The following is a 22,883-nucleotide window of genomic DNA, read 5'->3' on the forward strand; positions in this document are numbered from 1 at the left end:
CGCGGTGCCGTCAAGCGTGGAGCAGCCTGAAGATGACCTCGAAATCCCGTTCCTCGACCACAGGTCCCGCCCCGGGCTACCCGGGCGCGCCGGAGAACCCGGAAGCCGCCAAGGCGTGGTTGCTCGACCGCGCCGCGGAAACCGCGGCCGATCTCGGTGAGCTGCTCAGAACCTACTACCGGCACGTGCCCGCCGAGGAGCTCGTCGGCGTCGAGCCGGACGAGCTGATCGCCGCGCTGCGCTCGCACTACGCCTTGGCCGCGGAGCGTCCCGCGGGCCGCCCGCTGGTGAAGGTGACCAACCCCAGCACCGACGAGGACGGCTGGGCGAACCCGGCCACAGTGCTGCAGCTGGTCACCGACGACATGCCGTACCTGGTGGACAGCGTGATCGCCGAGCTGACCCGCAACGGCGCGCAAACGCAGCGGATCATCCATCCGATCATCGTGGTGCACCGCGACGCCGCCGGCGCGCTGCTGGACGTGCGCCCGCAAGCCGATCCGGGCGCGCCGCCGCAGGACGCGCTGGCCGAGTCGTGGATGTTCGTCGAAGTCGACCGGATCACCGATCCGAGCCGGTTGGGCGAGCTGGAGCAGGGCCTGCTCACGGTGCTCAGCGATGTCCGGGAGGTCGTCGAGGACACCGAGCGGATGCTGCAGAAGGCCCGTTCGCTGGCCGACGCGCTGAACGAGCAACCGCCGCCGTTGCCCGCCGAGCAGGTGCACGACGGCGCGGAGCTGCTGCGCTGGCTCTCGGAGGGGCACTTCACCTTCCTCGGGTACCGGCACAACGAACTCGTCGAGCAGGACGGCGCGCAGCACCTGCAGCCGGTGCTCGCCTCCGGCCTCGGGGTGCTGCGCAGCGACGACGTCGCCGCCCGCGACCTGACCAGCGGCCCGGACGTGCTGGCGGGCGCCCGCGCGGGCGAGCTGCTGGTGCTCACCCAGGCCAGCGCACCGTCCACAGTGCACCGTTCGGTGCACCCGTTCTACGTCGGTGTGAAGACTTTCGGCGCCGACGGCGAAGTCACCGGGGAGCACCGCTTCCTCGGCCTGTTCACCACCACGGCGCTGCACGAGAACGTGCTCGACATCCCGTTCATCGAGCGGCGGGTGCGCAAAGCCATCCACAGCGCGGGATTCCCGATGGAGTCCTACTCCGGCCAGCGGATGCTGGAGGAGATCCAGAACTACCCGCGCACCGAGCTGTTCTCCACGGACCTGGAAACGCTGCGCGACACGGTGATCGGCGTGCTGGCGCTGGCCGAGCGCCGCAAGCTCAAGCCCTTCGTGCGCCGCGATCCCTACGGCCGGTTCTTCTCCTGCCTGGTCTACCTGCCGCGGGACCGCTACACGACGCGCTCCAGGCTGGCGATGCAGGAGGTGCTGCTCGACGAACTCGGCGGCGAAAGCCTCGAATACAGCACGCGGGTCGGTGAGTCGACGCTGGCGCGGGTGCACTTCGTGGTGCACACCAGGTCCGGCCCGCAGGCCGAGCCGGACCTGGCACGGATCCAGGAGCGGCTCTCCGACGCGATCCACACCTGGGAAGACCAGATGGTGGAGGAGCTCGACGTGACCCCGGAGGTCGCGGGACGACCGCGCCGGGTGCGCCGTTCGGAGGCCGCCAGCGAGGCCGCGCAGCGCTACGCCGCGTCGTTCCCGGAGGCGTACAAGGAGGACTTCGGCGCGGGCGAGGGCCTGCTGGACCTGCGCCGCCTGGAGTCGCTGTCCGACGAGCGCGACCTGCGCATGTCCTTCTACACGCCGCGCGATGCCACCCCGGGCGAGCGCCGGTTCAAGATCTACGTCGCCGGTGAGCGGGTGACGTTGTCGCGGGTGCTGCCGGTGCTGCAGAGCATGGGCGTCGAGGTGGTCGACGAGCGCCCGTACGAGGTCGTGCCGGAAACCGGCCACCGCTACTGGATCTACGACTTCGGCCTGCGCGTCGAGCCGGGCCTGCTGGAAAGCGGCGGCGCGGAACGCCTCGACACGCTGCGGGAACGCTTCGAGGACGCGTTCCGGGCGGCGTGGCTGGGCGACGCCGAGGTGGACCGGTTCAACTCGCTGGTGCTGCGCGCCGGGCTGAGCTGGCGGCAGGCCGCGGTGCTGCGCGCCTACGGCAAGTACCTGCGCCAGACCGGTGTGGCCTACGGCCAGGAGTTCATCGCCGACGTCATCCTCACCCACCGCGAGATCACGGTGGCGCTGACCGAGCTGTTCGAGGTGCGCTTCGATCCGAAGCTGGCCACCGACGAGCGGGCGAGCCGCCAGGAGGAGCTGGCGGGCGCGGTGACCTCCCTGATCGACGACGTCACCAGCCTCAACGCCGACAAGATCCTGCGCAGCTACCTCAGCCTGGTCCGCGCGACGCTGCGCACCAACTACTTCGCGGGCGAAGGCACCCGGCCTTACCTGGCAATGAAGCTGGAGCCGAAGGAGATCCCTGGCCTGCCGGAGCCGCGCCCGCAGTACGAGATCTTCGTGTACTCGCCGCGGGTGGAGGGCGTGCACCTGCGGTTCGGCTCCGTCGCGCGCGGCGGGCTGCGCTGGTCGGACCGCCAGGAGGACTTCCGCACCGAGGTGCTGGGCCTGGTCAAGGCGCAGGCGGTGAAGAACGCCGTGATCGTGCCGGTCGGCGCGAAGGGCGGGTTCGTGGTCAAGCGGCCACCGCTGCCCACCGGCGATCCGGGCGCGGACCGGGAGGCGGGCCGCAACGAAGGCATCGCCTGCTACCGCATGTTCATCTCCGGCCTGCTGGACCTGACCGACAACCTCGTCGGCGGCGAGGTCGACCCGCCGCAGGACGTGGTGCGCCACGACGGCGATGACACCTACCTGGTGGTGGCCGCGGACAAGGGGACGGCGACGTTCTCCGACATCGCCAACGAGGTCGCCGGTTCCTACGGCTTCTGGCTGGGCGACGCGTTCGCCTCCGGCGGCTCGGTCGGCTACGACCACAAGGCGATGGGCATCACCGCGAAGGGCGCGTGGGAGAGCGTCAAGCGGCACTTCCGCGAACTCGACGTGGACACCCAGCGGGACGAGTTCAGCGTCGTGGGCATCGGCGACATGGCCGGTGACGTGTTCGGCAACGGGATGCTGCTGTCCGAGCACCTCAAGCTCGTCGCGGCGTTCAACCACATGCACGTGTTCATCGACCCGGATCCGGACCCGGCGAGTTCGTTCGCCGAGCGGCGGCGGTTGTTCGAGCTGCCGCGCTCCAGCTGGGACGACTACGACCGCGGCAAGATCAGCGAAGGCGGCGGGGTCTGGTCGCGCTCGCTGAAGTCGATCCCGCTGAACGACCGGGTGCGCACCGCGCTCGGCATCGACGACGCGGTGCGCGAGCTGCCGCCCGCCGAGCTGATCAAGCGGATCCTGCAGGCACCGGCCGATCTGCTGTGGAACGGCGGCATCGGCACCTACGTCAAGTCCGGCGCCGAGACCCACGCCGACGTCGGCGACAAGGCCAACGACGCGGTCCGGGTGGACGGCGACCAGCTGCGCGTCCGGGTCGTGGGGGAGGGCGGCAACCTCGGGCTCACCCAGCTCGGCCGCATCGAGTTCGCCCGCGCGGGCGGCATGGTCAACACCGATGCGCTGGACAACTCCGCCGGGGTGGACTGCTCCGACCACGAGGTCAACATCAAGGTGCTGCTGGACCACCTGGTCGCGGAAGGGCGCCTGGACGGTGCGCAGCGCAACGAGCTGCTGGCCGAGATGACCGACGAGGTCTCCGATCTGGTGCTGGCCGACAACTACCGGCAGAACGCGGTGCTGGGCGTTTCCCGCCAGCACGCCGCGCAGATGATGTCGGTGCACGCGCGGCAGATCAGCGCGCTGGAGGAGAGCGGCAAGCTGGACCGCGAGCTGGAGGCGCTGCCGACCAAGAAGGAGTGCCGGGAGCGGGAACGCGGCGGCGCCGGGCTCAGCTCGCCCGAGCTGGCCACGTTGCTCGCGCACGTCAAGCTCTCGCTTAAGGACCAGGTGCTGGCCAGCGACCTGCCGGACGCGGACGCGTTCAGCAGCAGGCTGCCGGACTACTTCCCGCAGCCGCTGCGCGAGCGCTACGGCGACGCGGTGCCCGCGCACCCGCTGCGCCGCGAGATCACCTCGACGCTGCTGGTCAACGAGGTCGTCGACGGCGGTGGCGTGTCGTACGCGTTCCGGCTCAACGAGGAGATCGCGGCCAGCTCCACCGACGCGGTGCGCGCGTTCGCCGTGGCCACCGACGTCTACGACCTGCCGCAGCTGTGGCGGCGGATCGAAGCGCTGGACAACGTGGTGCCCACCCGGGTCGCCGACGACATGGTGCTGGAGGTCCGCAGGCTGCTGGACCGCACGTCGCGCTGGCTGCTGCAGAACCGTCCGCAGCCGCTGGCGATCGGCGCCGAGATCAGCCGGTTCCGGCCGGTGGTCGCCGACCTGTCCGGCAGCGTGCGCGGCCTGCTGTGCGGGCGTGCGGCGACCGGCGCGGACGAGAAGACGCGGCGGCTCATCGACGAGGGCGTTCCGGCCGACCTGGCCGAACGCATCGGCGTGCTGCTGGACACCTACGCGCTGCTGGACATCACCGAGGTGGCCGAGCTGGCCGAGCGGGACGCCGGGATCAGCGCGGAACGCAGTCCGCGGGAAAGCGCCGAGCTGTACTACCAGCTCTCCGAGCACCTGGACATCGAGCGGCTGCTGCTGGCGGTCAACGAGCTCGAACGCGGCAACCGCTGGCACTCGCTGGCCCGGCTGGCGCTGCGCGACGACCTCTACGCCTCGCTACGGGCGCTGACGATCGACGTGCTGCGCACCAGCGACCCCGAGGAACCGGCCGCGGACAAGATCGCGCAGTGGGAGGCCACCAACGCCTCGCGCATCGGGCGGGCGCGGACCTCGCTGGAGGAGATCAAGCGTTCCGGCGGCTTGGACCTGGCAACGCTGTCGGTAGCGACTCGACAGCTGCGCAGCATGGTCCGCTGAGCAGCCCGGCCCGGACTCCCTTGGTGGGGTGTTGCCGGGCCGGGTGTCGGCGACGGGCGCACGGGGTGGGGCTGACCGGCGAGGGCGCCGCACACGGCCGACTACGATCTGGGGCAGCCCCCATTCGCCGACAACGGAAGGACGCCGAGTAGTGGGCGCATTCGTCTCCGAAGTCCCCCTGCGCTGGTCCGACATGGATGCGTTCGGGCACCTCAACCACGCCAGGACGGTGACCCTGCTGGAAGAGGCCCGCGCCGAGCTGCTGTTCGGCGAGGCGGGCAGGCAGGGCATGCTCGGCATGGCCGAGGGCATGGTCGTGGCGCGGGTGGTCGTGGATTACCACACCCCGGTGTCCTACTCGGCGGGCACGTTGCAGGTGCGCATCTCGGTGCGGGAGCTGAAGGCCGCGTCGTTCGTGCTGGACTACTCCGCGTTCGCGCGCGGCTCGGAGGCGGTGGCCACCGCGGAGACGGTGCTGGTGCCGTACGACCTCAAGGCGGGCCGCCCGCGCAGGCTCACCGCCGACGAGACGGCGTTCCTCACCGAGTGGCAGCTCACCCCGGCCGCGGAGGAAGCGGGACTGCACCGTGCCTGAACTGCGGATGCCGGACCAGGTGGAGCGCGACGACCTCGGCGCCTTCGTGGCCCGGTCCGTGCGGCTGGACTCGCAGGCGGTGATCCGGCTGCGCAACCGCGGCGGGACCGGCCGCATCGACGTGTGGTCGGCGACCCCGTTCGACGCGTTGTGCACGCGCTCGGTCGAGGGCGAGGCCGATCCGGCCGATCTGAGCGTTTCCGGCAACGAGCTGCTGGCCGCGTTGACGGTCGCCGGTGGCCCGAAGATGGATCCCGGCCCGCCGCGGGACCTGCTGTGGCGGTCCGAGCTGCCGCCGGCTGAGGGCTGGCGCAAGGTCGACGACCTGCCCGCGAAACTGGTCGGCGAGGTCGCCGACCAGGGCGTCGGGGTGGCGAAGGAGAACGTGGGCCCGAAGGGCACGCCGCCCGCTTCGCTGATGGACCAGGAGGTGTTCACCGTCAGCGGCGGCGGCTTGGACGTGAAGGTGCCGTTGCGCTGCCTGTTCGTGGTCTCCGGGATGGGTTTCCTGCCGTCCGCGCCGCCGGAGTCGGAGATCGTGCGGGTCAGCGCCACCGATTCCTGGCTGCGCCTGGACTGCCGCTTCGGCGCCGTGGTCCGCCGCAGGCACGCCTTGCTGCCGCTGCTGATGTGAGAAGCTGTTTTTGATCTTGCGCTCGGCAGGTGTCCGGGTAGCGGAACCGCAGCGGCCGCGCCCGTGTCAGAACGGGCCGCGTCAGGCCGAGCGGGTGGTGCGGGCCATGAACGCGTCGACCGCCGAGCTCACCGCGCCCTCCAGCGGGCCGCGCCGGAAGAACTGCTTCCACAGCACCGCGAACCCGATGGAGAACAGCAGGAACAGTTCCGGCATGTACATGTTCAGGAACGCCACGAAGCCCACCGGCCGGTGCCCGTCCGGGGGGAACGCGGGGAAGTCCGGGATGCCGGACACGTCCTGGCCCATGCTCGCGAGATTCGCCAGCGTCTCCGGCACCCCGCTCAGCGGCCAGCCGCCGACGACGACCTGCCAGGCCATCACCAGCGCGTGCAGCGCGTACAGCGTCAACGCCATGGAGCCCGCCTTGACCAGCGGGGACACCGCGCGGCCCGCGCGGTCGGCGAGTTCCAGGCAGCCGGCCAGCACGGCGACCGCGACGCCCAGCGAACCCAGCAGCTCGAACGACGAGCCGCTGTGCGCGCGGGCGGCCAGCAGGAATTCGGGATGCCCGACCGGGACGGTGCCCTCCATCAGCACGTCCGGCAGGCGTCCGGCCAGCAGCGCCGAAACGGTGTAGGTCAGCGCCGCCAGGCCCGCACCGCCCAGCGCCAGCCGCAGCCGCACCGCGCCGGAGCGCAGGTCCAGCCTGCCGACCGCCAGCCCGGCCAGCACCAGCGCCAGGTAGGACGTCGCCGGGTAGAAGTCCAGCAGCAGCAGGTCCAGCACCCCGAGATCACCGATCAGGTGGCCGGGATCGATCGAGTTCACCGCTTCGACCATCATCGCCACCGGGCTGCCCTCGGTGACCGCGGCCCGCAGCAGGTACGAAACCTGCGGTCCGAGCGCGACCATCAGCACCGCCGAGATCGCCAGCCCGCGCGCCCGCATGCCGACGAACGGCAGCGCGAGCAGGAAGTACGCCCCGTAGAAGGGGATGATCACGGTGAGCAGGAACCCGGTCGCGTCGGTGCAGGTGGCCAGCAGCAGCCCGATCAGCACCAGCAGCACCGCGCGCACCGCGATGCGCTTTCGCGCGTCCCGCAACTGCTGCCCGGTCAACGGGGTGCGGCGACCCGTCAGCATCGCCAGCGACACCCCGGCGAGGAACGTGAACAACGCCGTCGCGCGGCCGCTGCACGCGCCGGCCAGCGCGAGCTCCACGGCGCCACCGCTGAACGGCGCACCGAAGTGGATCACGAACATGCCGAAGACGGCGACGAACCGGGCGAGATCCACGCCCAGCAGCCGCGGGGCGCGGCCGGTTCGGGGGCGCTGAACGCTCGGCTTGGCATCGTTGTGCGGTGCCGGGCTCGCTGCGGTCATGACGTCCTGCTGGAGACGGGAGGCGGAACTCGGGCGTACGACAACTTACCGGGCGGGTACTTCCGCCCCGGCCCATGGTCAGCAACGTGGAGGCCGCGATCACATCCGGCCTGGCCGGCGGCGTGTCGCGATCAAACGAGCCAGACCGCGGTGTTGCCCGGCAACCGGTCGCCGTCCAGTTCTCCGCTGGAGAGCAACACCTCTCCCGGAGGCAACGCCACCGGGTCCGGTGAGGCGTTCAACGCGCAGGTCAGGTTGCCCGGCTGCCTGCGGAACGCGAAGCAGCCCGACGGCGCGCCGAACCAGTCCACGCGGTCTCCCCGCAGCGCCGAGTGCTCCTTGCGCAGTTCCAAAGCCCGCCGGTACAGCGACAGCGCCGATGCCGGGTTCTCCAGCTGGGCCTCGACGGTGTACTCCACCCACTTCTCGTCCATCGGCCACCAGCCGGCGGGCGCGGCGGAGAAACCGAACGGCGGCTCGGAGCCTTCCCACGGCATCGGGCTGCGCACCGGCGCGCCCGAAAGCCGACCGGAGGCGCCGGGTGGCAGCACGAGTTCCTCACCGTTGTCCAACCCGACGACCCCCGGCAGCGCCAACGTGACCAACGCCAACGCGCGCGCTTGAGCTTGCGCGGTGGCACCGCCGCCGAACCGGGCCACCGGGTGCGTCCGGTCGTCGCTGGTGGCCACCCACACCGGCCGGACCCCGAGGCCCGCCGCCGACGCGAGCATCCGCGTGATCATCTCCTGCAGCGCGCCCGCGTTGAACGCGGTGCGCCCGAGGCGCAGGTCGATGCCGATGTCCCAGTCCGGCGGTTCGTCGTAGCGGTCGAACCAGGTTTCGTCGATCAGCACCCCCACCCCGCGGTCGGGGTAGTCCGACAACACCGGCCGCAGTGCCCGCAGCGCCTCCCGCACCGCTTCGCCTGCGGGCTCGGCGTTACCGGGGACCGCGCTGATGCGCAGGCCGTCGATGCCCCGGTCCAGCCAGAACCGCACCGCGTCCGCGAACTCCGGACGTCCGCTCAGCGCACCGGCCAGTGAGCGCTGCACCGCCACGTCCACGGCCACTCGCAGCCCGGCGTCGTGCGCCTCCTCGACAAGCAGCTCGAACGACCGCACGTCGCCCAGCACCGGGTCCACGCTGCGCCCGCGTTCATCGGTGAGCGGCGCCGCCAGCAGCGCGGTCAGCCACAGCGCGTCCACGCCGAGCAGCTCCAGGTACCCGAGCCGCCCGCGCGCACCGTCGAGATCACCGACGCCGTCCTCGCTGGAATCGGCGAACGAACGCAGATCGACCCGGTAGAAGACCGCATCGTGCCACCACGGGGTCAAGACCCCCTGCAGCGGTGCGAACGCATTCATCTCCGGGACAAGCTCTCATTCAGAACCAGGAGTTCATCATGCTGTGCGCTGCCATTTCCAGGTATTGCCACAGCCGCTCGCGGTGCTCCTGCGCCAGGCCGGCTTCGTCCACCGCGATGCGCATGCAGCGCAACCAGGCGTCGCGCTCGGTCGGTCCGACCTTGAACGGGGCGTGCCGCATCCGCAGCCTCGGGTGCCCGCGCTGCTCGGAGTAGGTGGTCGGGCCACCCCAGTACTGGATCAGGAACAGCCGCAGCCGCTCCTCGGCCGGACCGAGGTCCTCCTCCGGGTAGATCGGGCGGAGCAGTTCGTCCTTGGCCACTTCCTCGTAGAACCGCCGCACGATGAAGCGGAAGGTGGGTTCGCCGCCGACTTGCTCGTAGAAGGTCTCCGGTGCGCTCACGACTCCCATCCTCCCCTCCACCTGGTCGATGTCATACCTGGGCCGTTGAGTCGTACTGCGGTCGGCCGTTCGGGTAGGGCGGGTGGATGTCCTCGTCGTCGTAGGCGCGCTTGATCTCGGCGCGCAGCCTGCGCTGCACCGACCACTGGGTGCTCGGCCGGACCTTGACCGTCAGCCGCAGCGTGATCGTGTCCGAGGTGATCTGGTCCACGCCGAGCATCTCCGGCGGCTCGAGCACGTTCGTGGACAGCGGTTCGCGCGCGGCCGCCTCGGTCGCGACGTTCGTGGCGACCTCGATCGCCTTCTCCACGTCGCTGGAGTGCGAGACCGGGAAGTCCACCACAGCCACCGCGAAGCCCTGGCTGGAGTTGCCGACGCGCAGGATCTCGCCGTTGCGCACGTACCAGACCGTGCCGTTGAGGTCGCGCAGCGTGGTGACCCGCAGGCCCACGGCCTCGACCGTGCCGAGGGCCTCGCCGAGGTCGACGACGTCACCGACGCCGTACTGGTCCTCGACCATCATGAACATCCCGGACAGGAAGTCCCGCACCAGGTTCTGCGCGCCGAACGCGACCGCGACACCGACCACCCCGGCCGAGGCCAGGATCGGTCCGAGCTCGATGCCCAGCGACTTCAGGATGTAGACCAGCGCGAGGCCGAAGATCAGGAACGAGGTCAGCGACTTCAGCACCGAGCCGATCGTGCGGGCGCGCTGCGCCCGCCGCTCGGAAAGCAGCGCCGCACCGGCGGATTCGCTGCGGCGTTCCTTGAGCGGCTGCAGCAGCTTCGGTGTCTTGCCGCCGTTGCCGCGGGTCAACCGGGAGATCGTCCGGTGCACGAAGTAGCGCAGCACGAGCGCGACGAGCACGATCAGCAGGATGCTCAGCGGCTTGGCGATCAGCAGGTCCGAGTACATCGCCAGCCACTGGTTGTTCGTCAGGTCGAACACCGTCTGACACCAGCTGCCGTCGTCCTGGACGCAGCTGGGTTGGGTCAACAGCGGGGGTGTCATGGGTCGGGGGTCTCCATGCTCGGGGGCTTCGATCGACCTTATGGCTCGCCGAAGACCGGGCGGAACACCTGCGCGAGTGCCGGCGGAAGCGTTTCGGGGTTTGCGGACGCCCCGCCGTCCACAAACCCGTCGCTGTTCGCCGCCGCGCGGTGTCGCCCGTGCCTTCTGCGACGTTGTTCCGGGAAGCGACCGCTCAGGCGAGGGGGAGCCCGGTGGCCTCCGCTAGGAAGGCGATCTGGTCGGTCGCGAGCCCCACGGTACGCGACACCGATCGCGCGGAATGTCCCACCTCGGTCTCCCTGCGCAGCAAAACCGGCCGCTGCGCCGGATCCGAACTCGTCGCGTGCTGCAGCGCCGCGCACATCTTGCGCGCGTGGTTCGGATCCACCCGGGTGTCCGATTCGTAGACGGTCAGCAGCACGGCCGGGTAAGCGGTGCCTTCGGTGACCGCGTGGTACGGCGAGTAGGACAGCAGCCAGTCCAGCTCTTCCGGATCCTCGGCCGTGCCGTACTCGTCGTTCCAGGTGCGGCCCAGCAGGAACTTCTCGTAGCGCACCATGTCCAGCAGCGGCGCGGAGCACACCACCGCGCGGTACAGCTCCGGGCGCTGGGTCAGCGCGGCGCCCACCAGCAGACCGCCGTTGGAGCCGCCGGTGACCGCCAGTTGACCCGGCGTGGTCCAGCCGGTCTCGATCAGGTGCTCTGCCGCGGCGTGGAAGTCGTCGAAGACGTTCTGCTTGCTCTCCCGCATCCCGGCCCGGTGCCACTGCTGGCCTTCTTCGCCGCCGCCGCGCAGCGACGGCTCCGCCCACACGCCGCCCGCGGCGACCCAGGACAGGGCGATGGTGGAGTAGCCGGGCTCCATCGACAGCGAGAAGCCGCCGTAGCCGGTGAGCATCGCCGGGCGCGGGTGGTCCGGTTCGCGGGCGGGCGCCAGCACGAACATCCGCACCGCGGTGCCGTCCTTGGAGGTGTAGGTGACCTGCGAGGTGTGCACCTCCGGCAGGTCCACCGCGCCCGGAGCGCGTTCGGCGATCCGCGTGCGGCCCTCGGCCCGCGAGTACACGTGCACGCACGGCGGGGTCGCGAAGTCCGTCCAGCCGATCCACAACCGGTCCGCGTCGCCGTCGGTGTCCTCGTCGAGCGTGGTGAGCGCGGTGATCTGGCCGGTGCCCGGTAGCGGCACGTCCGCGGTGCGCTCACCGGTGACCGGGTCGTGCAGCGTCAGCTCGGAGACCGCGTGCCTGGTGCGCAGCACCACCAGCTTCGGGTCGTCGGTGCCGTCGTCGAACCAGCGCACCGCCTCCAGCACCGAGTCCGGTTCCTCCGGGATCAGTTCCGTCCAGTTCTGCGGCTCCGGTTCTTCCGGGTCGGCCACGCACAGCCGCCAGCGGTCCGCGCCCAGCGTCGTCAGCACGTACAGCCGCCCGTCCCGCTCCACCCAGGCCGAGACCTCGACGTCCGCGGAGATGTCCACGATCTGCCGAAGCTCGCCCCCGGTGGTCAGATCGGCGATCCACACCGAGTCGCGCGGGGCGGTGCCCGGACTCCCTCCGACCAGCAGCCAGCGGCCGTCCCGCGATACGCCGGTGCCGTAGTAGAAGGTGTGGTCCAGGCCGTCGCCGTGGATCAGCTCGTCGTCGTCCGGGTGCCTGCCGATGAGGTGCCGCCACACCCTGCGGTGAAACTGCTCCTCGCCGTCCGGAACCGCTTCCGGCGGCAGCCTGCGCACGTAGAAGAACTCCGCGCCGCCGGGCAGCCAGGAGATCGACGAGTAGCGGCACCGGTCGATGGGGCCTTCGAGCTGCTCACCGGTGGTCACGTCCAGCACGTACAGCAGCGATTCTTCGTCGCCGCCGACCGAGATCTGGTACGCCAGCCGCTCGCCCTCCAAGCTCGGCGACCAGCTGTCCAGCGTCGTCAGCCCGCTCGGGTCGATGGTCGTCACGTCCAGCAACGGGCGTTCCGAGCCGTCGCTTTCCCGCAGGTACAGCACCGGGAATTCCTGCCCGGGGTCGCGGCGGGTGAAGAACGCCCGGCCCGCCCGCCAAACCGGGACGGAGACCGAACCGGCCGAGAGCAGCGAACGCAGCCGCTCGCCGGTTTCGGCGCGGCCGGGAAGCTCCTCCAGCCAGGCGCGAGCCAGCTCGTCCTGCGATTTGGACCAGGACTCGGTCCGCGGGTCCGCGGGGTCCTCGAGCCACCGGTACGGGTCGGCGACCCGCCTGCCGTGCAGCTCGTCGACGGTGTCAGCGCGTTCGGCGGGGGGATACGACATGGGCGGCGCAACCTTGCTCACGTCCGCCGACGATACGGGTGCGAAGCGTCGCCGCGGCGGCCTCGCCGCGGTGTCGGGCGAATTCACCCTGAACGATCAACATCTGAAGCAATACGATCGGCGTGGGTACCGGCGGTCGTGCCCGGCGTCCACGGGCGGGCCCGGTGTTCCCCGGCAGTCGTAGCGATCTCCGCATCGACACCGCGCCGCTAGCACGTGGCGAATCACACGTGCGTTCGGGGCAGCGTCTGTGGTCGACTGGTCCTGCCGAACGGTGGAGGTGGTCGCGTGCCCGACCGAAAACCGACTCCGACGGGCGCAGCCCACGGGCTGGCGCCCCGGACCGGGCTGTGCTCGGTTCCGTCCCGGACTGCCGGACCGTCGGGTGATCCTCCCGCGTCGTGGCGCAAGCGGCGGGTGCTGCTGCTGAACACGACCTTCGAGCCGCTGACCGCGCTTCCGCTGCGCCGGGCCATCGTGCTGCTGGTCTGCGGCAAGGCCGAGGTGGTGCACGGCGACTCCGCGGGGCTGATGCTGCATTCGGCCACCGCCAGCCACCAGGTGCCGTCCGTGATCCGGTTGAGCAACTTCGTGCGGGTGCCCTACCGCGGCCGGGTGCCGCTCACCCGCTCCGCGCTGATGCACCGCGACGGGCACCGCTGCGTGTACTGCGGAGTTCGCGCCGAGACGATCGACCACGTGGTACCGCGCAGCCGGGGTGGCCCGCACGCCTGGGAGAACTGCGTCGCCTGCTGCACCAAGTGCAACCACCGCAAAGCGGACAAGACGCTGAGCGAGCTGGGCTGGTCGTTGCCGGTGGCGCCGCGTGCGCCGCGCGGGCGGAACTGGCGGTTGATCGCGGGCCTGACGGAGACCGATCCGCAGTGGCTGCCGTACTTGGGTGAGGCCGCGGCGTAGCCGCCGCACTCAGGCCGCCGCACCGGCGAGCTCCGCACCGCCGCTGATCCGGACCCCGCGGTCCGCGCCGCTGATCCGGACCCCGCGGTTTTCGCCGCTGATGCGGACGCCGCGTTGCGCTTCGCCGGCCCGCAAGCCCGACTGCCCGCTGATGCGCACTCCGCGCTCGGTTCCGCTGATCCGGACACCGCGTTGCTCGCCGCTGATCCGCACGCCGGCCGCAGCGCTGATCCGGACGCCATGCTGGCCGCTGATCCGCACGCCATGCTGCGCACCGCTGATCCGCACGCCGGCTTGCCCGCTGATGCGCACCCCGCGGTCTGCGCCGCTGATCCGCACACCGTGGGCCGCGCTGGTCCGCACGCCGCTGTGCCCGCTGATCCGGACACCGCGCTGCTCGCCGCTGATCCGCACACCGGCCGCACCGCTGATCCGGACGCCGCTGCTGATGCGCACGCCGCTGCGCGCCTCGGCCGGGTTCACGCCGGCGCGCTCATCCAGGACACCGTTCCGGCCGCTGATCCGCACTCCGTGCCCGCTGATCCGCACGCCTTCGCGGCCGCTGATCCGCACGCCGTGCAGCGCCTCGATCCGGCGCCTGCGCTTCTGGCCGCTGATGCGCACGCCCGCGGAGCTGATCCGAACTCCGCTGCGACCGCTGATCCGGACGCCGCGCTGCCCGCTGATGCGGACGCCACTGCGCGCGTCGACCCGGTTCCCGTCGGTGCCGCTGATGCGCACCCCGGTTCGCTGGTCAACGACGCTCGCCCGGTGCTCCTGACCGCTGATGCGCACGCCCGCCTGCCCCAGGATGCCGACGCCTGCCTGACCGCTGATGCGCACCCCGCGCTGCGCACCGCTGATCCGGACGCCGTGCTGGCCGCTGATGCGCACCCCGCGCTCCGCGCTGCTGATGCGCACCCCGCGCTCGATCGCGCTGATGCGGACACCGCTGCGACCGCTGATTCGGACACCGCGCTGCTCACCGCTGATGCGCACGCCTGCCGCGGCGCTGATTCGGACCCCGGCCCGGCTGCTGATGCGCACGCCCCGCTCGGCGCCGCTGATGCGGACTCCGCGCTCGATCGCGCTGATGCGGACACCGGCCCGCGCGCTGATCCGCACGCCCCGCTCGGCGCTGATGCGGACACCGCGGTCGTCGCCGCTGATCCGAACACCCGACGCCGTGTGCACACCGTGTTCGGCAAGCGGCTGCGAGCTTGTCGAAAGAGTGAGAGTATTACGCTGAGCGGCGGTTTTGATGATCGACATGGTGTGCCTCCTGCGCTTGAATAGCCGAGTTATGGGCAAGTGATCAAATATGCAAGGCCCATACAGGTGAAAAACTAGAAGCGCGCAAGGGCTCGAACAAGCCGCCAACTCGCCGTCCACTGCAACCTTCTGGATGGGCTCCATTCGGCCGCGATCATTAGTCTGAAAGAGTTACCTTACGTGAGACATAACACGGTTGACTAGTGACGTTCAGTAGTTCAACTCCTGCTCACGCCCGTTGTGAACACTCGCTGTAGCTGAACTTTTGGCCACTGAATACATAAAGTGATAACGGCTGGAGGCGGTGCCGATCGCGGCCGGAGCGGTCAGCGGCGAACAACGGCGCGGCCGCCGCGACAAGCCCGCATGGACCCGTCCCATCGGACGAGGTGATCGGCTACCGTACGGCTCGTGACTGTCGTGGAGACCTTGCTCGTCCTGGTGGCGATCCCAGCGGCCGTGTACGGCCTCGCCACGCTGATCGCGCTGTGGCCGAAGCTGACCCGCAACCGCTACCGCGCCGGCCAGGACTGGAACTTCGACCCGGTCTTCTGGGTCGCCGACCCGGCGAGCACGAGCACTGCGCCGGAAGGCGCCGCTTCCGCGCGGGCTGCCAGCACCGATCGGGGAGGCGCACATGGGAACTGGTGAGATCGCTACGCCCGGGCACGGCCCGGACGGGCAACCGTCGGAATCCGAACTCGCCACCGGCGAGGTGCTGACCGCCACCGGACGACTGTCGATCGCCCGCCGGGTCGAACCGCAGCGGCCGAAGCTGCCGTTCAGCCCGGCGCAGCTCGCCCGGATCGACGAGGCCCTGACGCTGTCCAGCCGCAGCACCGGGCTGGAGTTCGCGATCTACCTCGGCGACCTGGGCGAGGACACCCGGGAGTTCGCGGGCGGGCTGCACGCCAACCTCGGTGCGCGGGCCGCGGAAGGGGTGCTGGTCGCGGTGTCGCCGCAGCAGCGGCGCGTGGAGATCGTCACCGGCGAGGAGTCCAAGCGCCGGGTGCCGGACCGCAGCTGCCAGCTCGCCCTGATGAGCATGGTCGCGTCGTTCAAGGAAGGCGAACTGCTCGAAGGACTCATCAGCGCGTTGCGGATGCTGTCCGACGCCGCAGGAACGCAGCACTCCGCGGCGCACTGATCGCTTCCCGGCGAATCCCGTCGGGATCGTGGCGGTTGCGTACCCGGTCGGCCGCCGGGGACGACCGGGGATCGCGGCGTAGACGAGCACCAATGGAGCACGAGAAGGGCGGGCCTGATCAGGCCCGCCCTTCTGGCATCCGGAGACCGGTCAGGACCGGTCGAACTCCCGCGCGGCCAGCGCCCGCACGATGCCCGCGCGCCCTTCCGAGACCAGCCGCCGCAGCGCCGCCGGATGCTCCCCGGCGAGCCAGGCATCGGCCGCGTCCACGGTGGCCTGCGTTACCGCCCAGGACGGGAACAACCCGATCACCGTGGGCTGCGCGCGCTCACTGGAGCGGCGCTGCCACACCTCGTCGATCTCGGCGAAGTAGCGCTGCACGTACGGGGCGAGCAGCTCGCGCTGACCGGGGTGCTGGAAACCGGCGATGATCGCGTCGCTGACCGCGTTCGGCAGCTCGTCGTCGTGCACCGCCCGTTGCCACGCGCGTTCTTTCGAGTCCTCGGTGGGGATCAGCGAACGGGCGCGTTCGGCGCGGCGCCTGCCGGTCGCGGTCTGGTCCTTGGCCAGTTCCGCGTCGATCTCGGTCTCCGCGGCCGCGCCGTGCGCCACCAGGGCCTGCAGCAGGTTCCAGCGCAGGTCGGTGTCCACGGTCAGCCCCGGCAGCGGCGCGGAGTCGTCCAGCCAGCCCCGCAGCACCGTGACCTGCTCCGGGTCCAGCACCGAACCGGCCAGCGAATTCACGAACGCGAGCTGGTGGTCCGAGCCGGGTTCGGCGGCGCGGGCCAGCTCCAGCAGCCGGGTGGCGTAGCGCCGCCAGCCCTCGCGCTGCCATTCCGGGTCGGTGTAGGAGGCCAGCGCGGTCTGCGCCTGCAGCAGCACCCGCTGCACGACGCCGATCTCGCTTTCCGCGCCGATCCCGGAATCGGCGGAGCGGCCCAGCACCAGGCTGACGAAGTCGCGGGCCTTCAGCTCGGCCTCGCGGGTCATCTCCCATGCCGTGGACCAGCACAGCGCACGCGGCAGCGACTCGTCGAGATCGCCGATGCGGTCGATCAGGGTGGCCAGCGAATCCGGGTCCAGCCGCATCGTGCAGTAGGTCAGGTCGTCGTCGTTGACCAGCACCAGCTTGCCCCGGTGCACCCCGGTCAGGTCCGGCACCGCGGTGCGCTCGCCGGTCACGTCGAGTTCCACGCGGTGCGTGCGCACCAGCTTGCCGGTGGCCGGGTCGTCGTCGTAGACGCCGATCGCCAGCCGGTGCGTGCGCAGCTCACCGGCGCCGGGCCGGGCCCCGCCCTGCACCACCGTGAACTCGGTGAACCGGCCCTCGTCGTCGGTGGTGAACCGGGGGCGCAGCATGTTCAGCCCGGTGGTCTCCAGCCACTCCGCGCTCCACCAGGACAGGTCCCTGCCGGAGGCTTCCTCCAGCGCCTGCAGCAGGTCGCTCAGCGTGGCGTTGCCCCAGGCGTGCCGCTCGAAGTACACCCGCAGCCCGGCCAGGAAGTTGTCCAGCCCGACGTAGGCGACCAGCTGCTTGAGCACCGAGGCGCCCTTGGCGTAGGTGATGCCGTCGAAGTTGACCTCCACGGCCTGCAGGTCCGGGATGTCGGCGGCCACCGGGTGCGTGGACGGCATCTGGTCCTGCCGGTAGGCCCAGGACTTCTCCACGCTGGCGAAGGTCGTCCAGGCGTGCGCGTACTCGGTGCCGCCGACCTGCGAGAGCACGCTGGCCCAGGTCGCGAAGGACTCGTTGAGCCACAGGTCGTCCCACCAGCGCATGGTCACCAGGTCGCCGAACCACATGTGCGCCATCTCGTGCAGCACCGTCTCGGCGCGGCGCTCGTAGAGGTAGCTGGTGACCTTCGACCGGAACACGAAGTCCTCCAGGAAGGTCACGCACCCGGCGTTCTCCATCGCCCCGGCGTTGAACTCCGGCACGAAGCACTGGTCGTACTTGCCGAACGGGTAGGGAACCCCGAACGCCTTGTGGTAGAAGGCGAAACCCTGCTTGGTCTCGCGGAACAGCCGCTCGGCGTCGAGGTGCTCGGCCAGCGAGGCGCGGCAGTACAGCCCGAGCGGGATCGGGTCCTGGCCGGGTTCGCCGGGGAACTCGTCGCGCCACTCGGCGTACGGCCCGGCGACCAGTGCGACCAGGTAGGTCGACATCGGCCGGGTGGTCGCGAAAACGTGCGTGCGGCCCAGCTCGGAATCGGCGACCTCGGCCGCGGCGTTCGAGATGACCTTCCACGACGCGGGCGCGTGCACCGTGATCTGGTAGGTCGCCTTCAGGTCCGGCTGGTCGAAGCAGGTGAACATCCGCTTCGCGTCGGCGGTCTCGAACTGGCTGTAGAGGTAGACCGCGCCGTCCACCGGGTCGATGAAGCGGTGCAGGCCCTCGCCGGTGTTGGTGTACTCGCAGTCGGCGTGCACGACGAGCTCGTTGTCCGCGGCCAGATCCGGCAGCCGCAGCCCCTCCTGCTCCGAGTAGCCGGACACGTCCAGCTCGACGCCGTTCAACCGCGCGCCGCGCACCCGGCCCGCGATCAGGTCGATCCAGGTTTCCGCGCCGGCCTGCGCGCTGCGGAACCGGACCGTGGTGGTGGAGCCGAAGGTCCGCACGTCCGGCCCGCCCGCACCATCGGAGAGGTCCAGTTCGATCACGTAGGACTCGACGTCCAGCAGTGCGGCGCGCTGCCGGGCCTGGTCCTGGGTGAGGTTCGGCGGGGCCAACGGATCACCTCGTCGCTCGTAGGGTCGGTCGGTCTCCGGCGCGCCGTGGCCGCGCCGGTTCACAGGGGATGCCGGGAATCCAATCACGTCGGAATGCCGTCCGGCCGCCGGACGCCTGGACGACTCGTCCCGGCGTGTCGGCGAACCGCCTCCACCGCTGGACTTTCGCTGGGCATGCGCGCGGAATCCGGGAAAACCGGGAGATTCCCACCCGATCGGCGCGCTGCGGGAAGATCGGGGGGCGGCGGGGAGTTGCTAGGAGCAGCGGGCCGTGAAATCCGCCCGCGCCTACCGACAAGCGCCCGTGATGGCACGGAGCACAGTGGAGGGTGAATCCATGAGCGTCGCCGAACGCCCCAAGGTCGACTTCTACTTCGACCCGGCCTGCCCGTTCGCGTGGGTCTCGTCGCGCTGGATCCTCGAGGTGGACGAGGTCCGCGACATCGACCTGCACTTCCGGGTGATGAGCCTGGCCGTGCTCAACGAGGGCCGCGACCTGCCCGAGGAATACCAGGATTTGATGGCCAAGGCGTGGAAGCCGGTGCGCGTCGCCATCGCCGCCGCCCAGCAGCACGGCGACGAGGTGCTCGGCCCGCTCTACACCGCCATGGGCACCCGGATCCACGAACGGGAGATCAAGGACTACGACCAGGTCATCAAGGAGTCCTTGGACGAGGTCGGGCTGCCCGGCTCGCTGGCCGAGGCCGCGAACGGCACCGACTACGACGAAGCGGTCCGCGCCAGCCACCACGAGGGCATGGACCCGGTGGGCGACGACGTGGGCACGCCCACCCTGCACGTGGACGGGGTGGCGTTCTTCGGCCCGATCACCACGCGGATCCCGCGCGGTGAACAGGCGGGCGAGCTGTTCGACGGCGCGTACAAGCTCGCGTCCTACCCCTACTTCTTCGAGCTCAAGCGCACCCGCACGGAGTCGCCGCAGTTCGACTGAGGTGCCCGCCGAGGAGGTCCTGATCACGCGGCCGAGCGGGCGTGCGGCCGGGACGCTGCTGTGCCTGCCCGGCACGATGTCCGCCCCGGCCATCTTCGACGGACTGGCCGACCGGACCGGCGCGGACGTCGTGATCGCCCCGTGGCTGGCGTGGCCGGGACCGCACGACATCGCAACGCTCGGTGCCCGGGTCGCCGAGCTGGTGGTCGAGCACGCGCCGGTGGTGCTCGTCGGGCACTCCACCGGTGGCGTGATCGCATTGCGCGCCGCCCTGCACCGGATGCGTGGCTTGGCCGGTTTGGTGCTCAGCGACACCGGGGCGAACATGCGCGGGCACGGCGACGTGGACGCCATCATCGAGCACGTCCGCGCCGCCTGGGGCCCGGAGTTGTGGCGCGCCGTCGCGCAGCGCGGGGTGCACCTCCCGGTGCCGGAGCGCATCGCGGATGCGCTGGAAACCTACCCGGCGACCTTGCGCCGCTCCGCCGTGATCGATGCGTTGACCAGTCAGCGCGACACCGACCTGGCGCCGTTGCTCGGCGAGTTGGACCTGCCTGCCCTGGTCGTGCACGGGCGCTACGACCGCGCCCGCGAGCTCCGGCACGCGACCGAACTCGCCGAGCTGCTCGGCGCGCCCGCCCCGGTGGTGCTGGAGTGCGGGCACACGCCTGCCGCGGAGTGCCCGGAGTCGTTCGCGGCGCAGGTCCGCCGGTTCCTGGCGAACCTCGACTGATGGCGGTCGAGGTCTGTGCACCCGTTCGCGGTTGTGCCAGTCTCGGTGTGCTGTTGCCGGTGTCACATATCGGGAGGAACGCATGGCGACCCCTACGGCAGTCCGGACCGAGCACGTGATCGACGGCGCGTACGTCGCCGGTTCCGGCGAGCGCATCGACGTGGTCGACCCGGCGACCGAGCAGGTGGTCGGCTCCGTCCCGGCAGGAACCGCCGCGGACGTGGACGCTGCGGTCGCGGCGGCGCGGGCGGCGTTCGACGGCTGGGCAGCGCGCCCGGTGGCGGAGCGCTCGGCGCTGGTGCGTGCGATTTCCGAAGGCATCGCCCGGCGCCGCGACGAGATCGCCGCGACGGTGACCGCCGAGATGGGCTCCCCGATCGGTTTCGCCACCCAGGTGCACGCGAGCGTGCCGGTCGCGACGTCCGCGGGCATCGCCGACGTGCTGGACCAGGGCTTCGACTGGACCGAGGAGCACGGCAACTCGCTGATCGTGCGCGAGCCGGTCGGCGTCGTCGGCGCGATCACGCCGTGGAACTACCCGCTGCACCAGATCGTGGCGAAGGTCGCGGCGGCGCTGGCCGCGGGCTGCACGGTGGTGCTCAAACCCAGCGAGCTCGCCCCGCTGACCGCTTCGATCTTCGCCGAGATCGCCGCGGAGGCGGGCGTCCCGGCGGGCGTGTTCAACCTGGTGCACGGCACCGGCCCGGTGGTGGGCGAGGCCATCGCGGGCCACCCGGACGTCGACATGGTCTCGTTCACCGGCTCGACCCGCGCCGGACGCCGGGTTTCCGAGGTGGCAGCGGGCACCGTCAAGCGGGTCGCGCTGGAACTCGGCGGCAAGTCGGCGAACGTGGTGCTCGACGACGCGGACCTGGCCAAGGCGGTGAAGCTCGGCGTCGCCGGTTGCTTCCCGAACGGCGGGCAGAGCTGCAACGCGCTGTCCCGGATGCTGGTGCCGGAATCCCGGCACGACGAAGCGGTGGAACTCGCGGTGGCCGCGGTCGCGAAGTACTCCGTCGGCGATCCGACCGACGAGCGGACCCGCATCGGTCCGATGGCTTCGGACGTGCAGCGCGACCGCGTCGTCGACTACATCCGCAGCGGTGTGGCCGAGGGGGCTTCGGTGGTCACCGGTGGCCCGGAAGCTCCGGACGGGCTCGATCGGGGCTACTACGTGCGCCCGACGGTGTTCACCGGGGTGCGCCCGGACATGACCATCGCGCGCGAGGAGATCTTCGGCCCGGTGCTGTCGATCCTGCCGTACCGGGACGATGACGAGGCGGTCGCGATCGCCAACGACTCCGAGTACGGGCTCTCCGGCGCGGTTTTCGGCTCCGACGAGCGCGCGCTGGCGGTGGCCCGCCGGATCCGCACCGGCCAGGTCGCGGTCAACGGCGGGGCGTTCAACCCGAACGCGCCGTTCGGCGGCTACAAGCAGTCCGGCAACGGGCGCGAGTTCGGCAAGTTCGGGCTGGAGGAGTTCCTGGAGGTCAAGTCGATCCAGCGGTGAAGGCCGGGTCATCCGCATTCGGCCCGCGGTAGCGGCGGCAGCGCAGCGACGTCGTCGCCCGCGCCGTCGACTTCGTCCGAAGTGGACTTCGAGCCGCGTGCAGCCCGGAAATGGTCCGAAGTGGACACCGTTGCTCAGGCCGCGAGCGCTCTGCGCAATGCCCGGCCGGTGGTCTCCGCCGGGTAAGGGGAGGCCCGTAGTGCCTCGGTCTCGCTGATCGCGGCGGTGCGGAAGGAAGCGCACAGCCCCGCCAGGGCTGCGAGCTCGGCGCGCTGGCCGCGGACGAACTCCGCATCGACCGGGTTTCCGTGCCCGGGCACGACGATCTCCGGTCGTAGCTGCAGCAGCGCAGCTAGCGCGGCAGGCCAGCTTTCCGGGAAAGCGTCCTCGAAGTCCGGTGGCGCACCCTGTTCGACCAGGTCGCCTGCGAAGACCACGCCGGCGTCCGGCACCTGCGCGACCAGGTCGTGGTCGGTGTGCCCGGCGCCGAGGTGGTGAAGCTGCACGATCCGGTCGCCGAGGTCGATCTCCGCGCGGTCGTGCACCAGCCGATCCGGTTGCGCCACGTTGGTGCGCGACAGTGCGGTGGCCAGTTCGTGGCGCCCCTCGGCGCGGTAGTGCTCGACCCATTCCGCGCGCTGCCGTTCGGCGTGCTCGTCCAGGTAGCGCGGGCAATTCGCGTGCGCCCGCACGGGCGCGGGCAGGAACGCCGCGGTACCGAAGTAATGGTCGAAGTGACCGTGCGTCAGCACCACCTCCCACGGCTGCGACGTCACCTCGCGAACCGCCGCGGCCAGTTCCGCGCCTTGCTCGCGATCGCCCCGGGTGTCCACGACCAGCGCCCGAGCCGAACCGAACACCAGTCCCGTGCTCAGGTCGAGCTCGGAGTGCCTGCGCACGAACACCCGGTCGGCCACCTCTCGCCACTGTTCCACGTCCCCAGGATGCCGTCGCCGACCGGCGTCGCGGCAGGGGT

Annotated in this window: 17 protein-coding genes; 9 read left to right on the top strand and 8 right to left on the bottom strand. The window is 70.9% G+C overall.

What is annotated here, in order from left to right; genetic code table 11:
* Window positions 1–32: 32 nt before the first annotated feature.
* The 3 genes from V1457_RS13860 (at window position 33) to V1457_RS13870 (ending at window position 6,202) form a co-directional block, all read left to right on the top strand.
* Complete coding sequence (locus tag V1457_RS13860) at window positions 33–4,973, top strand: NAD-glutamate dehydrogenase (protein ID WP_338604243.1); 4,941 nt, start codon at window positions 33–35, stop codon at window positions 4,971–4,973.
* Between the two features lie 151 nt (window positions 4,974–5,124).
* Entirely contained in the window at window positions 5,125–5,568 is a 444-nt protein-coding gene (locus V1457_RS13865) for a thioesterase family protein (RefSeq protein WP_200070881.1), read from the top strand.
* Window positions 5,561–6,202, top strand: a complete 642-nt coding sequence (locus V1457_RS13870) for a hypothetical protein (protein ID WP_200070882.1) — start codon at window positions 5,561–5,563, stop codon at window positions 6,200–6,202. Before V1457_RS13865 ends, V1457_RS13870 begins: the two co-directional genes overlap by 8 nt.
* 81 nt (window positions 6,203–6,283) lie before the next feature.
* Here the strand turns inward: V1457_RS13870 and V1457_RS13875 are convergent, their stop codons facing one another.
* From V1457_RS13875 to V1457_RS13895, 5 genes are all read right to left on the bottom strand, one after another.
* Window positions 6,284–7,588, bottom strand: a complete 1,305-nt coding sequence (locus V1457_RS13875) for a heparan-alpha-glucosaminide N-acetyltransferase domain-containing protein (protein WP_338604248.1) — start codon at window positions 7,586–7,588, stop codon at window positions 6,284–6,286.
* A 131-nt stretch (window positions 7,589–7,719) separates the two neighbouring features.
* A complete protein-coding gene (locus V1457_RS13880) occupies window positions 7,720–8,952 on the bottom strand; it encodes an alpha-amylase family glycosyl hydrolase (protein WP_200070884.1) in 1,233 nt (410 codons plus the stop codon).
* A 19-nt stretch (window positions 8,953–8,971) separates the two neighbouring features.
* A complete protein-coding gene (locus tag V1457_RS13885) occupies window positions 8,972–9,364 on the bottom strand; it encodes a globin (RefSeq protein WP_200070885.1) in 393 nt (130 codons plus the stop codon).
* Window positions 9,365–9,386: 22 nt separating this feature from the next.
* Window positions 9,387–10,367, bottom strand: a complete 981-nt coding sequence (locus V1457_RS13890) for a mechanosensitive ion channel family protein (protein WP_200070886.1) — start codon at window positions 10,365–10,367, stop codon at window positions 9,387–9,389.
* Between the two features lie 193 nt (window positions 10,368–10,560).
* Window positions 10,561–12,645, bottom strand: a complete 2,085-nt coding sequence (locus V1457_RS13895; protein WP_338604253.1) for a prolyl oligopeptidase family serine peptidase — start codon at window positions 12,643–12,645, stop codon at window positions 10,561–10,563.
* A gap of 288 nt (window positions 12,646–12,933) precedes the next feature.
* Here V1457_RS13895 and V1457_RS13900 point away from each other — a divergent pair, with 288 nt between their 5' ends.
* On the top strand, window positions 12,934–13,563 hold the full coding sequence (locus tag V1457_RS13900; RefSeq protein WP_200070888.1) for an HNH endonuclease: 630 nt from the start codon (window positions 12,934–12,936) through the stop codon (window positions 13,561–13,563).
* A gap of 9 nt (window positions 13,564–13,572) precedes the next feature.
* Here the strand turns inward: V1457_RS13900 and V1457_RS13905 are convergent, their stop codons facing one another.
* Window positions 13,573–14,835, bottom strand: a complete 1,263-nt coding sequence (locus V1457_RS13905) for a hypothetical protein (protein ID WP_338604258.1) — start codon at window positions 14,833–14,835, stop codon at window positions 13,573–13,575.
* 411 nt (window positions 14,836–15,246) lie between these two features.
* Between V1457_RS13905 and V1457_RS13910 the strand changes: the two genes are divergently transcribed.
* Together V1457_RS13910 and V1457_RS13915 are read left to right on the top strand one after the other, a co-directional pair.
* Window positions 15,247–15,486, top strand: a complete 240-nt coding sequence (locus tag V1457_RS13910) for a hypothetical protein (RefSeq protein ID WP_295142438.1) — start codon at window positions 15,247–15,249, stop codon at window positions 15,484–15,486.
* The gene (locus tag V1457_RS13915) at window positions 15,473–15,982 is read left to right on the top strand and encodes a DUF5130 family protein (RefSeq protein ID WP_295142436.1); all 510 of its coding nucleotides are present in this window, start codon (window positions 15,473–15,475) and stop codon (window positions 15,980–15,982) included. The genes V1457_RS13910 and V1457_RS13915 overlap by 14 nt, the downstream gene beginning before the upstream one ends.
* Before the next feature lie 150 nt (window positions 15,983–16,132).
* Here the strand turns inward: V1457_RS13915 and pepN are convergent, their stop codons facing one another.
* Window positions 16,133–18,712, bottom strand: a complete 2,580-nt coding sequence (pepN, locus tag V1457_RS13920) for an aminopeptidase N (RefSeq protein ID WP_338604263.1) — start codon at window positions 18,710–18,712, stop codon at window positions 16,133–16,135.
* 337 nt (window positions 18,713–19,049) lie between these two features.
* On the opposite strand from pepN, the gene V1457_RS13925 reads away from it, so the two are divergent.
* The 3 genes from V1457_RS13925 (at window position 19,050) to V1457_RS13935 (ending at window position 21,907) form a co-directional block, all read left to right on the top strand.
* Window positions 19,050–19,664 (top strand): DsbA family protein, encoded by a 615-nt coding sequence (locus tag V1457_RS13925; protein ID WP_338604266.1) that lies wholly within the window; start codon window positions 19,050–19,052, stop codon window positions 19,662–19,664.
* A 1-nt stretch (window position 19,665) separates the two neighbouring features.
* Entirely contained in the window at window positions 19,666–20,397 is a 732-nt protein-coding gene (locus V1457_RS13930; RefSeq protein WP_338604269.1) for an alpha/beta hydrolase, read from the top strand.
* An 82-nt stretch (window positions 20,398–20,479) separates the two neighbouring features.
* Entirely contained in the window at window positions 20,480–21,907 is a 1,428-nt protein-coding gene (locus V1457_RS13935; RefSeq protein WP_338604272.1) for an aldehyde dehydrogenase family protein, read from the top strand.
* 134 nt (window positions 21,908–22,041) lie between these two features.
* On the opposite strand, the gene V1457_RS13940 is transcribed toward V1457_RS13935, so the two are convergent.
* Window positions 22,042–22,842 (bottom strand): MBL fold metallo-hydrolase, encoded by an 801-nt coding sequence (locus V1457_RS13940; RefSeq protein ID WP_338604275.1) that lies wholly within the window; start codon window positions 22,840–22,842, stop codon window positions 22,042–22,044.
* Between the last annotated feature and the right edge of the window lie 41 nt (window positions 22,843–22,883).

This window comes from Saccharopolyspora sp. SCSIO 74807, from assembly GCF_037023755.1.
GTDB classification, from domain to species: domain Bacteria; phylum Actinomycetota; class Actinomycetes; order Mycobacteriales; family Pseudonocardiaceae; genus Saccharopolyspora_C; species Saccharopolyspora_C galaxeae.